We start from the raw sequence: 17281 nt of genomic DNA, 5'->3' as shown, positions 1-17281 counted from the left end.
CTTCCCAGTCCCCAGTCCCCAGTCCCCAGTCCCCAGTCCCCAGTCCCCAGTCCCCAGTCCCCAGTCCCCAGTCACCAGTCACCAGTTTTTAAGAACGTCTGGCATTTAAACAACACCATTCTTTGCGTTTCCACAGGGTAGCCACAACCCAACCATTTTGTTCTAAAACATCAGCCACAGCTTTAGATTGTTCTAATAAAATACCACTAAAAATACCCCAGGTACTTGGTTTAATAATAGCTGCCATTTCTGGAATTAACTCAATAATGACATCAGCCAAAATATTACAAACAATACCATCAACTGGCTGATCAATTATTTTTGTCAAAACGTCCACACTACCCAAGGCTGGGATCAAGCGTTCTGAATTAATATCATTAAGGGTGCGATTGCTCAAAGTTGATTTTACCGCCAAAGGATCATTATCAACTGCATAAACTTTTTTTGCCCCCAGGAGTATAGCACCTACAGAAAGGATACCAGAACCGCAGCCAATATCCGCAATTACTAGGGAATCTTTTTTATTTTCTGTACCTATAAAAGAATCAGGAATTGCACTTAGGCGCATTTCCAGAGATTCTAGACATAGTTGAGTTGTGGCGTGATTACCTGTACCAAAAGCAACACCAGGATCAAGACGAATCACCAACCGTTCTGATGATGCAGGTAATGGTAGCCATGCGGGGTTGATCAAGAAGCGATCGCCAATATCTTGAGGTTGCCAATATTGTTTCCAACTACTAGACCAGTCTTCCTCATCAATCAAATTCCAGTGTAACAGCGGAGAAGGCAACCCGATACACAAAGCATCTTGACGCAACCATAAAGATAACGCCGATAAATCTAATAATTGTGCTTGAAAGCTAGGCAAATAAGCTTTTAACAGCGATGAATTTCCTTTGCTTTCAATAGCAGTACCACGACAGCCAAAAGTTTCCAGTCGCCAAAAGATAGAATCTTCTAGGTCTGGTTCACATAAAATTTTCAGTTCCCACCAAGTATTTGCCATAGAATTTTAAATTACTAGTACAGGGAACAGGGAACGGGGAACAGGAAACAGGGAATAAAGAATATAACTGTCACCTGTCACCTGTCACCTGTCACCTGTTTTAAAGTGTTACTGTATAAGCATCCCGAATACCAGATACTTGTTTAATTTCATCCAAGATGCCATCTGGTAAAGGATCATCAATACTTAAAGCCATTACTGCATCACCACGGACGATTTTCCTTCCTACCTGCATACTGGCAATGTTAACGTTAAAACTGCCCAGTAAAGAACCGAGTTTACCGATAATTCCTGGCATATCCCGGTGTAAGGTGAACAGCATATATTTGCTAGGTGGCACATTAATGGGGAAACCATCCACATCAGTTAAGTGAATTTCCTTATCACCCAACAAAGCACCTGTGACAGAGTGAGTACCTAAAGTACCTGTAGCTTCCAAATGTAGCGAACCTGCATAGTCTCTTGCTGAAGCATCCCTGGTTTCAATTACCCGAATACCTCTTTCTTTGGCTTCTATGCTGGCATTGACATAATTTACCCGTTCCCGCAAAGCTTGGTAAAGCAACCCTTTCAGCGCCGCTACTACTAAAGGCTGACTCTTATTAGTAGCCAGATCCCCTTGTAGTTTAACATTCAGTGTTTCCACCCTGCCACCTGCCAGTTGTCCTACCAAGTTACCCAAGGTTTCCGCTAACTGCATATACGGCTTGAGTTCTTCCAAGATATCGGGTCCGAGTCCAGGAATATTTACCGCAGAACGGGCTGGTAGTCCTAACAACACGTCGCGGATTTGCTCTGCCACGTCTATGGCTACGTTTACTTGGGCTTCGGCAGTAGATGCACCTAAATGGGGTGTGAGAATTATATCTTTACCCAGCGATCGCAACTCAGATTCTGCCAAAGGTTCAGAGTCGAATACATCTAAAGCTGCACCTGCAATTTTACCTTCTTTAATCGCCGCTGCCAATGCTGCCTCATCAATAATTCCCCCCCTAGCACAGTTAATAATTCTGGTGGTGGGTTTCATCTTCGCCAAAGTTTTAGCGTTGATTAAATTGGCAGTTTCTGGAGTTTTGGGAATGTGTAAAGTGATATAGTCTGCTTGTTGGAATAATAAATCTAATTCCACCAACTGACAACCAATTTGTTCTGCTCTTTCTGTAGAAATAAAGGGATCATAAGCTAATAACTTCATCCCCATTGCCTTAGCTACATGAGCAACATGAGAACCGATTTTTCCTAACCCCACAATACCCAGGGTTTTCTTATAGACTTCCGCACCGACAAAAGTTTTTCTGTCCCATTCTCCCCTTTTTACAGAAGCATTAGCATCGGGGATATGACGAGATAAAGATAACATCATTGCTAATGCGTGTTCGGCAGCCGCAATGGTATTTCCTTCTGGGGAATTAACGACTACAATACCTTTACGAGTAGCCGCAGGAACATCCACATTATCCACACCCACACCAGCACGGCCAATAATTTTTAATTGGGTACTGGCTTCAATAATTTCTTGAGTAACGCGAGTTCCAGAACGAATCATCAGCGCGTCATACTCACCAATAATTTCTATTAGTTCTGCTGGTTTTAGATTTGTTTTGACATCAACTGTAGCAACTTGGGAAAGAATGTCAATACCAGCTTGGTCAATGGGATCGGAAACAAGAACCTTAGACATGATTACTTCATTTACAATTATAGGTTTTCCGCAAGCATTTAGCTATTAGCGGTCAGCAGTCAGGTTTTTAACAGTTACGTCCAAAATCATATATTTGATAATCTACTGTTTGATAAAACATTCTGACTCCTGACTCCTGACTGCTTACGAATTTGCTGTACAAGATTTTTAAGTTTAGTCCTTATCCGCAACAATTCAGCAAAAATTATGTGTTTCTATAACAAACTAGCAGCCTTACGTACTCTATAGTAATGGAATTACTCAGATGTACCTAAATGACATTGGTGATTGGTGATTGGTGACTGGTGATTGGGTAAAATTAAACTAATGACCAATGACTAATAACTAATGACCAATCACCAATAACTAATTAGGAAATTGGCCACCGCGCACTTCTAAGGCGTAACTTTGGACTGCGTTGGTAATTTGTTCTCGTAAGTTTGTATAAACTTTAGCAAAGGGTGGCTGTTTTTCTGAAAGCCCCAAAACATCAGAAGTCACCAATACTTGACCATCACAATCAACACCCGCACCGATGCCGATGGTAGGAACACGTACTTTTTGAGTAATTTCTAATGCTAAATTGGCGGGGATATGTTCTAAGACTAGAGAGAATACACCAGCTTGTTCTAGAGCGATCGCCTCATTGAAAATGCGCTCTCCTGCGGTCTGAGTTTTGCCCTGTTGTCGCAAACCGAGTTGATGTACTGATTGCGGTGTTAAACCCACATGACCCATGACAGGAATACCAGCTTGTACCAACCGGGCTACAGTTTCGACCATTGCCGGATAGCCACCTTCTAATTTTACCGCCTGTGCGCCAGTTTCTTTCAGTATTCTGCCAGCAGAGTGCATCGCTTGGGAAACACTTTCTTGATAAGTTAAGAATGGTAAATCTACCACCACCAAAGCCCGTTTTACACCACGACGCACAGCTTTAGCATGGTGGATCATTTCTTCTAACGTAACTGGCAGAGTGGTTTCATATCCCAGCATAACTGCCAGAGAATCACCCACCAAGATTAAATCTACACCAGCTGTATCTAACAGTTGAGCGATCGCATAATCCCAAGCAGTCAAAGCGACAATTGCCCGTCCTTGCTGTTTCCATTGTATTAATTGCTGGGTAGTAATTGGCATAATCAGGAGTTCAGGAGTTCAAGGAGTTCATTCAGGAGGCAGGGGGCAGCTCACAGGGGTAGGTTTTTAATATGATCTGTGAAGGCAAGACCAGGAAGACAAGGAAGGCTTGTCCTGAGCGTAGTCGAAGGGATGGACAAGGAAGATTTTATACGGACAATGGTTTTTTGACGGACTATTTTTGTGACTAAGAATACAGAATTTGTACTGTTTTCCTCCCTTGTCACCTTGTCCACCTTGTCCACCAAGTCTTGCCCTGACGACAATGTAAAATACCTACCCTTGTGAGAGGGGAGGTAGGGGAGGTAGGGGAGGCATCAAGTCAAAATTCAAAGTTCAAAATTCAGAAACTCTTGCCTATTGCCTTTTGCCTTTTGCCTTTTGCCTTCTTTCCCAATCACCAATCACCAATCACCACTCCCTACTTCACACTCCGCCCAAAACCAAAATGAGGCCGTGCTTTTTCCATTGTAGGCATTAACCACGCTAACCCCTCGCTGGTTCCCACCCATAACTTATTACCCACATCAGGGGCAAGAGTCAACACCTGACGAGAAGGCAAACCTGTTACTTGGTCTAATAAAGCTCCGGTATCGGGACTTAATCGTAACAAACCGTTGTTAGTTCCTACCCACACACTACCATCTTCAGCAAAATGAACTGAAGTGACATTTTTGCCGCGCAGAGGAGTTACAGACCTTAACACAATCCCATTTTTGGGGTTTATTACCAATAATTGATTTGGCATTCCCGCCCAAATTAACCCTTCAGGACTGATGGCTAAAGTTTGTACTGTCGCCCCTGGTAAATTATTTATCCTCTTCATTATCAAAGCACTGGCAGTATTTACCCTGACCAGTCCATCTAAAGTTCCCACCCACAACTGAGCATCTGCATCTAAGGTCATGGCATTGGCACTAACACCCGGTAGATTTTTTAAATTTGTCATAATTAAGCCTTGGTCGGGACTAACCAAAGCTAAACCTGCATCTGTACCAGCCCACAAATAACCACGTTTATCAACCAGCAAAGATAATACTCGTTTGGAAGGTAGTAATAAATTTTGTGCGGTAATTTCATTAGTCCGGGGGTCTACTCGCGTTAAACCTTCATAGTTACCTACCCACAAACGACCAACTTTATCTTCAGCTAAGGCAGTAATAGTCACATTTGGTAAACTGACACGGGCAATAATATTACCTGTATTCGGGTCAATGCGTGATAAACCCCGCCAAGAACCAACCCACAAATTACCAGAAAAATCCTTTAATAAGTTACTGATCCGATAATCTGTTTCTGTTTCTCTCTCTAGGACATCCCGTTCATCGGGTAAAGGGTCTACTCTTTTTGGTGGGGGTGCAACTGGGTAAGTAGCTGCATTACTGAGTTTTGGATCAGGGTTATTTTGTCCTAGTGCAGAATTTTCTAACCAGGGTACAGATATTAACCCCAAAAGCGCGGATATTATCAATAAATGAGTATGTTTGTGAAATATGTCCACGTTTATATTCCTTTCTAGTTAATTTTACTAATGTCTTATGGCTGTATTCTTACCATATTCTTCCATTAATTGGTTATAATGTAGCAAACTTGAAAAGTCAGTATTTAGAAGACAGAATACATAATTGATAAGTATTCAGCAGTCAGCTATCAGCTTTCAAGATTAAAATACAAAGAAAGTTTAAAAATAAAGGGTTTCAAGTTACGCATAGTTCATTTTCGGAGATATCTAATCTAAGTTTTACTCAATTTACTCACTCAATTCAATTTTCTCCCGTAACCATTGACAGAAATGAGGATGATAAAGACTATAATTAATCTCATCTGCTATATTTTCTAAATGTAAAAATTCTCGCCAATTGTCTAAAATTACCTTAATATCATATTCATCCTCATCTAATCTTTCCGCTATTGTTTCTAGTGAAATTGGTTGCTCTTTAACTAACATAGTTAATACCTGTAAAGCCATTGATTCATGGCTACTTGTTTTTAAAAACATCTGTTTCCAATGAATTTGATAATATTTGATTAAATTATCTAAATTATTTCCTGTCAAAACTTCCCGGACATACATAAAATTAGTTTCATCCGGTATTAACTGATGATGAATATTTTCAGGACTAGAATTTTTGATATATTTTTTGATATATTCCTGAATATCAGCGCGGTTTTGTTCAGGATAGTTAGATAAATCTAAAGATTGAGATGGAGTTTCAATTAATAAACCAGACTTATCTGCTAAAAACGGACGACGAGCAAGGATAAAATAAACCTTTTCAGGTAAATAACGGGGTAAATAAAAAAGATTTGAACCACGTATTTGATTGTTAATATCAATTCTATCACAACCATCAATAGTAATAATTAACCTTTGTTCTGGATGTAATTTATCACTGATTTGTTGCAATAACAAAGATAAAAAACTACTATTTTCTGTAGTAGAATTAATTAAATTATCATCTATGTTTTTAATGCCTTTAGCTTGGGCAATTTCTATTAATTGTGTACAAACGTTAGACAGAAATTCATCAGCGCGATTTTTTCCAGAAATATCTACATTATAATATACAATTCCTGGATTTTCATTAACATAATGGGCAATAATCGCACTTTTACCAATACCCGGTTCACCAATTATAGTAAAATAGCCACGGTCATATTGATGAAGAAAGTTATTGATAGCAGAAAAGACAAATTCACGACCGACAAAGTTATGATTCTTAGCGGTTATAATTTGCTGAAATTCTGGGGGATATCTGGGAATATCAATTGTATTTTGGATGATATTATTCATTTTTAAACCCCCCTTCCAATCTTAGGAAATGAACACGACCTGATTGTTCTCCAGCGACAACCATTAACCCATCTGGGGAAACAGCACAACTTATGATTGATGTATCACCAGTAAAATTAGAAATTTCCTTTCTTTCCTCTAAATCCCACAATTTTAACGTATTATCATCAGAACTAGAAACAGCTTTTTTGCCATCAGGTGTAATTGCAACTGACCTCACCCAATTTTCATGACCTGTAAAGGTACAAATTTCCTGAAATGTTTCTAAATCCCACAATTTTAACGTATTATCATCAGAACCAGAAATAGCTTTTTTGCCATCGGGGGTGATTGCTACTGCATTTACCCAGTCGTTATGACCAGTCAGGGTAGAGAGTTCTTTTCCTGTGTGCAAATCCCACACCTTCAAGGTTTCGTCATTTGAAGCAGAAACGGCTTTTTTGCCATCGGGTGTAATTGCTACTGTATTTACCCAGTTGTTATGACCAGTCAGGGTAGAGAATTCCTTTGCTGACTGTAAATTCCACACTTTCAGAGTATTGTCATCTGACCCAGAAACAGCTTTTTTACCATCTGGGGTAATGGCTACTGTATTTAGCAAGTTATTATGACCAATCAGAGTATATAGATTCTTTCCTGTGTACAAGTCCCACACCTTCAAGGTTTTGTCATCTGACCCAGAAACAGCTTTTTTGCCATCGGGGGTAATTGCTATCACTCTTACAAAGTGGTTATGACCAGTCAGAGTAGAGATTTCTGTTCCTGTTTCCAGATCCCATACCTTCAAGGTTTTGTCATTGGAAGCAGAAACAGCTTTTTTGCCATCGGGGGTTATGGCTACTGCATTTACAAAGTGGTTATGACCAGTCAGAGTAGAGATTTCTGTTCCTGTGTCCAAATCCCACACCTTTAGGATGTTGTCATTAGAAGCAGAAACAGCTTTTTTAGCATCGGGGGTTATGGCTACTGTTCTTACCCAGTTATTATGACCAATCAGAGTATAGATTTCCTTTCCTGTGTCCAAATCCCACACCTTCAGGGTGTTATCATTGGAAGCAGAAACAGCTTTTTTAGCATCGGGGGTTATGGCTACTGTTCTTACCCAGGTATTATGACCAGTCAGAGTAGAGATTTCTGTTCCTGTGTCCAAATCCCACACCTTTAGGATGTTGTCATTAGAAGCAGAAACAGCTTTTGTACCATCAGGAGTGATTGCTGCTGCTCTTACCCGTTTGTTATGACCAATTAGAGTATGTATTTTTGTTCCTGTTTCCAAATCCCACACATTCAGGGTGTTGTCATCTGAACCAGAAACGGCTTTTTTGCCATCTGGGGTAATAGCTACTGTATTTACAAAGTGGTTATGACCAATTAGAGTATGTATTTTTGTTCCTGTTTCCAAATCCCACACATTCAGGGTGTTGTCATCTGAACCAGAAACGGCTTTTGTACCATCGGGGGTTATGGCTATTGTTCTTATGCGGTTTTTATGACCAGTTAAAGTACGCAATAAACTTCCCCCAGGAGTAGTTAAGCTGGCTGTAAGGGGACGTAATCGAGTAATTTCACTTTTACTTTGTGCTGCATCTGCTAATATTTTCTGAATATCTGAATTTGCAAAACTCTGCAATCTGCCCCATAATTGTGATACTAATTGATGTCGGTCTTGATTCACTACATGGGCTGATAATTCTAAGGTTTGTTGAATTAATTTGAGTGTTTTTATTTGTTCAGATTTTAATTTTTCATCATCTGCTAAAAGTTCTAATATTTCAGGGTCTTCAATTAATAAATAATCTTTTACTAGAGATTCTATTCCAAATTTAGGATAGTTAATTTTGAGAGATATAAAATCAAAATCTGTGAGGGTTTGATAATACTTGTCTAAGTTACCAGCTTTTAATTGTTGTTCTGGGAATTGTCCTAAAAACAAGCTTTGAAATTCTGATGGTTTTGATGCTAATTTAGTGGCGATATTTCCCATTTTTTCTATCTCCTATAGGTTTTATATCCCCGACTTCTTAAAGAAATCGGGGATCTGAATTTTGATTATAAGTCCATCTGGTTCAGCATATAATTAGCCATACTCTTATTAACTTCCCTAAATAATTTCCGACCTTTAGCTAATTTATCCTGTCCTTTGAGAAATTCCAAAAAGCTTCGATGATAAATACTATAGTAGGTTTTCTCTTCTTCTAAATTTACCTTCGGTGTTACATATTCTATCCAATCATCTAAAACGTCTTTCACATCAAATTCATCTTCATCCAAAATATCCGCAATCATTTCACTAGAAATTGCTTCTCCTCTTTCTACCAATATATAAAGTATTTTCACTTTCTTTTCATTGGATTCTTTATCCATGCCCATGCGTGTCCAATGGGTTGTATAATAATCCTGTAATCCTTGGGGTAATCCCTGTAAACTTAAATCGTTATATTTCCCTTCAGATATTCCCGGTAAGAGATAACGTAAATAAATAAAGTTATTCTCACTCTTTAACGCTATTTGTTCCACAAAACTATCTTCAGCAATATTGCGTTCATTAATCCAATTTCTCAATTTTGCGTCATTATTTAAAAATAAGTGCAGATACTCTTTTACATCTTCCTGACTCAAAGCTGTATAATCACCTTTGGTTAAATCTAATTCACTGACAGGGGTATCAGGAGAAACTGTTAAACGTTTGGTTTCTTGATTATAAGGTCTTCTTGTCAGTAAAAAATAAATACCATTAGGCAGGTTTTGAGGTAAATCTAAAAGATTGCTATTTCCTTCTTGTTCTACTTCATCTAGTGCATCAACAACAATGACTAATCTTTGTCCTTTTTCACTGACTTTTTCTAATAATGTCCTTAAATCTGCGTTTTCTGCATTTTGTAAAGAATAACGTTTGATTAATTGTTGACGCATACTAGCTAAAAATTTCTCTGGTTTGTTGCGCCCTTCGGCAAAGATGTTAAAATAACAAGGAAATTTAGTCGCTAAAACGTATTTGGAAGCTATGGCACTTTTTCCCATCCCTGCATCACCAATCACGGTAAAATAACCTTTGGGTTGAGTATTGAAGAATTGATTAATAGCTTTAAATACAAAATTACGACCGCAAAATAAGCGAGTTTTTTCAAAAATTAATGCTTTAAATTCTTTAGGATAAATATCTAAATCCCAATCTGGATAAGGTTCATATTTTTCGTTTTTGGTTTGTTTAGCAATGGCAATAAAAGCCTCACCAAATTCTTCTAATTCCGCTAATATATTAATTTTAGCCCTGACTATCTGGTTATTCAGTTCACTATTTTGATTCAGAAACTTTTTAGTATTGTTGACAAACTGAAAGGGAGCATTATTACTATAAGCATCCCAAAAAAAATCTTTAATTACTTTCTCTCTAAACAGATTTAAAATTGCTTCATGTTTAAATATCCCATACCTAACCAAGCTATAAGCATAAACTCCATCAATATCATTAGGAATTTCTGTAGGATTGAGTTTTAATTCCTGTAAAACTTTGATGACAGCTTCGTTTCTTTGCGCGTGTTTAATCAGTAGTTGACTTGCTTGAGGAGCAACTTTACTAATTGCAGAAGTGATAGTAGAAAATTCTATGATCATGATTGATGACCGAACAGTTATTATGAGGTTTAAAAGTATTATTGCATTCACTATATAAGCTTAGTGCTGCCTTTAGTTTAGTCTTTTACCAAAATTTACGCTTGCTATGGATATTAGACATCTCCGAAAATTAAATGTAAATGGTTTGAAACCCTTGTAGAGACGTTCCAGGGAACGTCTCTACCTTCTTTTCCGGAGATGTCTATTAAAAAGTAACTGAATACAGTTAAGTATTTTTAGTATAAAATTTGCATATTTTTCTCGATAATTATATTGTGTCTGTTTGTCAGCAATATAGGTGAGATGACATTAATTACACTGTATATACACAGTTGTAAAGCAATCTTAACAAAAAGTTAAAATTTTTCTTATATAAGAAATTTAAATATAAAAGTTAAAAAGTTTCAAAGAATAACTTATCCAAATCTTGATATATTGTGAGTCAAGTTACAAATTGCGTCGTGTGCAATTTTTTATCCTGCGCCCACCCTTGAGCTAAACCACAGTTAACAAAGTTTCCTCCATATCTTTTTCTCCTATCAGGGCAAGATATCAGGAAAGGAAAAACGGGAATGAAAGCTATATAGCCCAAAAACCCGAATTATTCCGATTTTGAGGGGATAACTTCCAAGAATGCCTGTAAAGTTCCGAAGTTTCCCTAAAACTAATCAGGTTTAGTAGGGTTAGCATAAGAGATAGAAAACACTTTGTGTGCGGGTAAAGAAAAATTAAAAGCGTGTCACAGTACGCCTACATATAAAAGAAGATATGCGGTAAACTACAACCGCTGCCAGCTTTTTGTAGCACTAATAACGCTATATCCGCCCACCTCCGTCTTTTCTATATAAGTTTTTCTTATAGTTATCATGAGAAAACGAGAAAGAAAAAGGGCGATAAGAAGTTGCACATAACGTGATTTGATAGTAATAAAGAGTGACTTCTTGGAAGGAAAATATGTCTTACGCGCAAACTTCGACTCAGAGCAAATCTGGGTATCAAGCTGGGGTAAAAGATTACAGACTTACTTATTACACACCTGATTACACACCTAAAGATACAGACCTGTTAGCAGCATTTCGGATGACCCCCCAACCCGGAGTTCCTCCTGAAGAAGCTGGTGCGGCTGTAGCTGCTGAGTCCTCTACTGGTACTTGGACAACAGTATGGACAGACTTGTTAACCGACCTAGATCGTTACAAAGGTCGTTGTTATGATATCGAACCAGTTCCTGGTGAAGATAACCAATATATTGCTTACGTAGCTTATCCTTTAGACTTATTTGAAGAAGGTTCTGTAACCAATATGTTGACCTCTATTGTAGGTAACGTATTTGGTTTCAAAGCTTTACGTGCATTGCGTTTAGAAGACTTACGCATCCCCGTAGCTTACTTGAAAACCTTCCAAGGACCTCCACACGGTATTCAAGTTGAGCGCGACAAATTGAACAAGTATGGTCGTCCTTTGTTGGGTTGTACAATTAAGCCCAAATTAGGTCTATCTGCTAAGAACTACGGACGTGCAGTATACGAATGTTTGCGTGGTGGTTTGGACTTCACCAAAGACGACGAAAACATCAACTCCGCTCCTTTCCAACGTTGGAGAGACCGTTTCTTGTTTGTAGCAGAAGCGATCAAAAAAGCACAAGCAGAAACCGGCGAAATCAAAGGTCACTACTTAAACGTAACCGCGCCTACCTGCGAAGAAATGCTCAAGCGTGCTGAGTTCGCTAAAGAACTCGAAATGCCCATCATCATGCACGACTACTTGACCGCAGGTTTCACCGCTAACACCACCTTGGCTCGTTGGTGTCGTGATAACGGTCTGTTGTTGCACATCCACCGCGCGATGCACGCTGTAATTGACCGTCAAAAGAACCACGGTATCCACTTCCGTGTATTAGCTAAAACCCTGCGGATGTCCGGTGGTGACCACATCCACACTGGTACTGTTGTGGGTAAATTGGAAGGTGAACGCGGCATCACAATGGGCTTCGTTGACTTGCTACGTGAAAACTATGTTGAGCAAGACAAGTCTCGCGGTATCTACTTTACCCAAGATTGGGCTTCTATGCCTGGTGTAATGGCAGTTGCTTCCGGTGGTATCCACGTATGGCATATGCCCGCATTGGTAGAAATCTTTGGTGATGACTCCGTACTACAATTTGGTGGTGGTACATTAGGACACCCCTGGGGTAACGCTCCTGGTGCAACCGCTAACCGCGTAGCACTAGAAGCTTGTATCCAAGCTCGTAACGAAGGACGCAACTTGGCTCGTGAAGGTAACGACATTATCCGCGAAGCTGCTAAGTGGTCTCCTGAGTTGGCCGTTGCTTGCGAACTGTGGAAAGAAATCAAGTTCGAGTTTGAAGCAATGGATACCGTCTGATGATTTAGGATTTGCGATTTTGGACTATTAGAGCAATTTAAAATCCAAAATCCAAAATCTAAAATCTATGGGGCTGGGTCAAGCATGAATCTCAAGCAAATTGCAAAAGACACAGCCAAAACTCTCCAAAGTTATCTGACTTATCAGGCACTTATGACTGTTTTGGCGCAGCTAGGCGAAACTAATCCTCCTCTAGCACATTGGTTGCAAAACTTTTCTGCCGGGAAAATTCAAGACGGAGAAGCGTACATAGAGGAACTGTTTCTAGTAAAGTCAGATTTGGCTTTGCGGATAATGACTGTCCGGGAACACATAGCAGAGGAAGTAACCGATTTCTTACCGGAAATGGTGCGTACTGGCATTCAGGAAGCCAATATGAAACAGCGTCGCCAGCATCTCGAACGCATCACGCAACTAGATTTATCAAGTCCCAGCCCAAAAACAGAACAGCAGAAAATCTCAGATCCTGATTTAGATAATTTATCTGATTAGGATAGGCTTAAGTGCCAAAAACCAAATAGTAAAAAATAGCCACTTAACTAACAACAGCTATGCAAACTTTACCAAAAGAGCGTCGTTACGAAACCCTTTCCTATCTTCCTCCTCTGTCTGACGCGCAAATTGAAAAGCAAGTTCAGTACATTTTAAGTCAAGGTTATATCCCAGCAGTTGAGTTTAACGAAACTTCTGAACCTACCGAACTTTTCTGGACAATGTGGAAGTTACCTTTGTTTGGTGCTAAAACCACCCGTGAAGTATTGAGCGAAGTTCAAGCTTGTCGTTCTCTGTATGGTAACTGCTATATTCGTGTTGTTGGTTTTGACAACATCAAACAGTGCCAAGTTTTAAGCTTCATCGTTCACAAACCCAGCAGATACTAAAATCTGATTCGGTTTAATGTTTCAATAATTTATACATACCCTGGTGAGAGGTAGAGTTTTCTATCTCTCTTTTTTTTGTATCGCTCACACGGTTGTGAACACAGATGCAATGATGAGTTGTATTGAAAGTTCATGTTGACTTTTACCAACTTTAATGGTAAATTAAGCAAAACAATTTATGTTTTAATTGTGGTCAAATCTACCTATAAAACTTATTTAAATACATAAAATTCAGACAAATGTAAATTAATTTTGGGTAAGTAAAGTACCCACCCAAAATTTTTGAATAATTGATTTTTTAGAAATTAATCAAGACTAAAAATTTACTATTTTAGTCAGTGGCAATGATCACATCAGTGGCTTTAATTACAGCATAAACCTGACTACCTTCTTGAATTTTTAGGTTGTCAGCCGAAGTTTTAGTAATGATTGAAGTTACTTCAACTCCAGGAGCTATTTCTATTATTACTTCAGAATTAACCAACCCAGGTACAACTTTTTTGACAGTGCCTTTGAGTGCATTACGGGCGCTAACTTGCATATTTTTATCTTCCTGATTATTGTTTATAATCAAACCAATAGTTATCATTATCTCGTTTAATTTTTGATTATAATTATACTTAATATATTTTTAATTTTTTCATGAATTAAAAAATATTTGGTCTTATTTAATTCATCTTATTAAATTTAGGACTTACCCATAAGTCACGGAAGAATGAACCACGTTCGCGAAGCGTGCCGAAGGCATAGGAGCGAAGGACACGAAGGAAAGAGGGTTGGAGAGATATTTTGCGTAAGTCCTGAAATTGATGGCTAATATATCACAACATTTTGCCAATTTGCTGGCTAGGTACAAATTTTTCTCCTCAATTTTGTTGAGAGATTGATTGTATATTTGTATATATTTATGTAAATTTTCTGAAAACACTTAAAAACTCAACGGGTTCTCAAACCTGTTCTGCATCTAGATTTGCCAATATTAACAAAACTTCATAAAGTTTTGTATTTCAATTTATAAAGAAAATATGTGGAAAATTAGATGAGAGCAAATATCAACTATATAAACATTCATAAGGGAGTGAACGGTTGTCAGATAGGAATATCTCAAAATTTGACGTAATTTAAGATTCTAATTATCAAGAATAATAGAGATTACGTCAGTATCTTGTTCTTTTCAAAAAGGACGACATTATATGACTAAATCACACCTTTCTCCAGATGATTTGCCTACCTATAAAACTACGCAAATCAGCGAATTATTAATGAGTCAACTGGAAGAAGTTACTAAAAAACGCTTTTTCCTAGCGTGTGAAAATACGGTGCGCGTTGTCTTATCCAGTTGCCATTGGTATTTTAAGGTTAATGGTGGTATTTTAATATTAATGATGGTTTGTCATGATATCGAAAGTTACCAAAATATCATGATTAATGTTCCCTATTTGGCAGATAAGTTAAAGCGTTTTGCTAATAAAGCCAAAATTAGTATTAGTTCACCAGTAAATAATGGTATCCCTTGGGTAATAAGTGTAGATCAACCTTGGCCTGGGGAAGACGTAAATAATTCTTAAATCAGGGAACAGGTGACAGGTGACAGGTGACAGGTGACAGGTGACAGTAAGAAGAAAATATCTCGTTCCTAGTCTCCGGCTAGGAATGACATAACAGAGGCTATGCCTCTGCTTTAATAGAAGTCTCTGACTTCTATAATTCATTCCCATACAGAGTATGGGAACGAGAATTTTTACTTCTGCCTTCTGCCTTCTCTACGCATCCATTTCCGCTAATTCTAACCAGCGTTCTGTGGCCACATCTATAGCTTGCTTGAGTGCTTCTACCTGTTCATATAAATTTTGCACTTGGGTATATTTTCCCGGTGGCACATTTGCTAAAGCTTTTTCTGTTTCTGCTTTTTCTGTTTCTAATTGGGCAATTTTACCTTCTAATTGCTCAAATTCTCGTTTTTCCCAGTTAGATAAACGCCGACGTTTTTTAGTTTCTGTTTCTGGAGTTGGTGTTTTTTCCTCGGTGGTATTTTTCGCCTTTTCTTTACTATTAACTGCTTCCTGTTGTGCAGTTTCTTCAGCTTTTTTGTAATCTAAATAAACTGAATAATTACCCGGATACTGTCGTAAATTCCCACCTTCTTCTAGTGCAAAAATAGTATCTACAGTACGATCTAAAAAATACCGATCATGGGAAACTACAATTACACAGCCAGAAAAATCTTCTAAATATTCTTCCAAAACTGCTAACGTTTGCACATCCAAATCATTAGTCGGTTCATCTAAAATCAAAACATTCGGCGTACTAATCAGCAAGCGTAACAAAAATAAACGCCGTTTCTCTCCCCCAGAAAGTTTATAAATGGGTGCATATTGCTGATTTCCAGGAAATAAAAACCTCTCTAACATTTGGGAAGCAGTAATTTTTGTCCCGTCAGCAATTTTGATAAATTCCCCTTCTTCCTTAACGTAATCAATTACGCGCTGATTTTCATTAACTGCTGATAGTAATTCTTCAGAATGTTGATCAAAATAAGCAATATGTATTGTACTACCAATTTCTACAGTACCGCTATCTGGGGGAATGCGTCCGGTGATAATATTCATTAAAGTTGATTTTCCAGAACCATTTCCACCAATAATCCCGATTCTATCTTCGGGACTAAATTCATAGGTAAAATCATTAATTAAAGTTCTATCATTGTAAGCTTTAGTAATGTTATTGAGTTCAATAACTTTTTTACCAATACGTCTGCTAACTGTAGAAATATCAACCTTACCCTGAGCTTGTTTAAACTCAGTTTCGCGCATTGCTTGAATACGTTGAATCCGGGCTTTTTGTTTGGTGCTTCTGGCTTTTGGTCCTCTCTTTAACCATTCTAATTCTCGACGTAATACACCTTGATGTTTACGTTGACTACTTACAGCAGATTCTTCTGCTAAAGCTTTCTTTTCTAAATAATAGGAATAATTACCGGAATAGGTGTAAATGTCACCTCTATCAATTTCGATAATTCTATTAGTAACTTTATCCAAAAAATAGCGGTCGTGAGTAATGAGAAATAATGCACCACGAAAGCGATTTAAATAACTTTGTAACCATTCCACAGATAAAGCATCCAGATGGTTTGTAGGTTCATCCATCAATAATACATCTGGTTCAGCTAACAAAGCTGTTGCTAGTGCTATCCGCTTTCTGTAACCTCCTGATAATGTGCCAACTTTCACATCAAAGTCAGCAATTCCTAATTTTGTGAGAATAATTTTCGCATTGGTTTCTAATTCCCATGCACCAGTAGCATCCATCTGCTGCATGACAAGAGATAAGCGAGACATTAATATAGAATCTTCGGGATAATGAGCTAATTTATCCGTCAGTTCTTCATATTCCCGCACTAAATTTGTATGTTCACCACTATCAGCAAATATCTGTTCTAAAACTGTGTGATTTTCATCTAATTCTGGTTGTTGAGGTAAGTAAATAATTTTAGCACCAGAGTTGGTTAAAATTTGTCCGCCATCAATTGATTCTAGCCCAGCTATCATTTTTAATAAAGTTGATTTACCAGAACCGTTAGTGCCAATTAAACCAACTTTATCAGTGGCATCAATGCTAAATGTGGCATCTTTTAATATTTCTTTGATCCCAAAATCTTTTTTAACTGATTGTAATGTAATAAGACTCATAAAATTTGGTAATGGGTAATGGGTAATGGGTAATGGGTAATTGGTGATTGGTAATTGATAATTGGTAATGGGTAATTGATTACTATT

General features: G+C 38.1%; 13 protein-coding genes. 4 read left to right on the top strand and 9 right to left on the bottom strand.

The features are described from left to right. Positions 1-88: 88 nt before the first annotated feature. The 7 genes from prmA to H6F47_RS15385 form a co-directional block, all read right to left on the bottom strand. The gene (gene prmA, locus H6F47_RS15415; RefSeq protein WP_096569926.1) at positions 89-1009 is read right to left on the bottom strand and encodes a 50S ribosomal protein L11 methyltransferase; all 921 of its coding nucleotides are present in this window, start codon (positions 1007-1009) and stop codon (positions 89-91) included. 100 nt (positions 1010-1109) lie between these two features. After that, positions 1110-2690, bottom strand: a complete 1581-nt coding sequence (gene serA / locus H6F47_RS15410; protein WP_137669031.1) for a phosphoglycerate dehydrogenase — start codon at positions 2688-2690, stop codon at positions 1110-1112. A gap of 366 nt (positions 2691-3056) precedes the next feature. Next, complete coding sequence (panB, locus tag H6F47_RS15405; RefSeq protein ID WP_096569922.1) at positions 3057-3830, bottom strand: 3-methyl-2-oxobutanoate hydroxymethyltransferase; 774 nt, start codon at positions 3828-3830, stop codon at positions 3057-3059. Positions 3831-4251: 421 nt separating this feature from the next. Next, complete coding sequence (locus tag H6F47_RS15400; protein ID WP_190649893.1) at positions 4252-5331, bottom strand: two-component regulator propeller domain-containing protein; 1080 nt, start codon at positions 5329-5331, stop codon at positions 4252-4254. A 249-nt stretch (positions 5332-5580) separates the two neighbouring features. Further along, positions 5581-6624 (bottom strand): ATP-binding protein, encoded by a 1044-nt coding sequence (locus tag H6F47_RS15395; protein ID WP_190649890.1) that lies wholly within the window; start codon positions 6622-6624, stop codon positions 5581-5583. Continuing rightward, positions 6617-8608: a WD40 repeat domain-containing protein gene (locus tag H6F47_RS15390; RefSeq protein ID WP_190649889.1), complete on the bottom strand. Its 1992-nt coding sequence runs from the start codon at positions 8606-8608 to the stop codon at positions 6617-6619. Before H6F47_RS15390 ends, H6F47_RS15395 begins: the two co-directional genes overlap by 8 nt. Positions 8609-8673: 65 nt before the next feature. Continuing rightward, positions 8674-10239: an NACHT domain-containing protein gene (locus H6F47_RS15385; protein WP_199291179.1), complete on the bottom strand. Its 1566-nt coding sequence runs from the start codon at positions 10237-10239 to the stop codon at positions 8674-8676. 954 nt (positions 10240-11193) lie between these two features. Between H6F47_RS15385 and H6F47_RS15380 the strand changes: the two genes are divergently transcribed. From H6F47_RS15380 to H6F47_RS15370, 3 genes are all read left to right on the top strand, one after another. Next, positions 11194-12624, top strand: a complete 1431-nt coding sequence (locus H6F47_RS15380) for a form I ribulose bisphosphate carboxylase large subunit (RefSeq protein WP_096569915.1) — start codon at positions 11194-11196, stop codon at positions 12622-12624. Positions 12625-12708: 84 nt separating this feature from the next. Then, positions 12709-13116 carry a chaperonin family protein RbcX gene (locus tag H6F47_RS15375; protein WP_096569912.1) on the top strand — a complete coding sequence of 136 codons (408 nt, stop codon included), beginning with the start codon at positions 12709-12711 and terminating at the stop codon, positions 13114-13116. Between the two features lie 59 nt (positions 13117-13175). Next, positions 13176-13505, top strand: a complete 330-nt coding sequence (locus tag H6F47_RS15370) for a ribulose bisphosphate carboxylase small subunit (protein ID WP_096569910.1) — start codon at positions 13176-13178, stop codon at positions 13503-13505. 331 nt (positions 13506-13836) lie between these two features. Here the strand turns inward: H6F47_RS15370 and H6F47_RS15365 are convergent, their stop codons facing one another. Continuing rightward, positions 13837-14046 carry a molybdopterin-binding protein gene (locus tag H6F47_RS15365; protein ID WP_137667765.1) on the bottom strand — a complete coding sequence of 70 codons (210 nt, stop codon included), beginning with the start codon at positions 14044-14046 and terminating at the stop codon, positions 13837-13839. Between the two features lie 652 nt (positions 14047-14698). Between H6F47_RS15365 and H6F47_RS15360 the strand changes: the two genes are divergently transcribed. Beyond that, positions 14699-15073, top strand: coding sequence for a hypothetical protein (locus H6F47_RS15360; RefSeq protein WP_096569908.1), 375 nt, complete (start codon positions 14699-14701; stop codon positions 15071-15073). A 195-nt stretch (positions 15074-15268) separates the two neighbouring features. Here the strand turns inward: H6F47_RS15360 and H6F47_RS15355 are convergent, their stop codons facing one another. Then, a complete protein-coding gene (locus tag H6F47_RS15355) occupies positions 15269-17194 on the bottom strand; it encodes an ABC-F family ATP-binding cassette domain-containing protein (protein WP_137667764.1) in 1926 nt (641 codons plus the stop codon). Between the last annotated feature and the right edge of the window lie 87 nt (positions 17195-17281).

The sequence above is a fragment of the Sphaerospermopsis sp. FACHB-1094 genome (assembly GCF_014696195.1).
In the GTDB taxonomy this organism is placed as follows: domain Bacteria; phylum Cyanobacteriota; class Cyanobacteriia; order Cyanobacteriales; family Nostocaceae; genus Sphaerospermopsis; species Sphaerospermopsis kisseleviana.
This window is presented reverse-complemented; position numbering and strand designations above follow the sequence as displayed.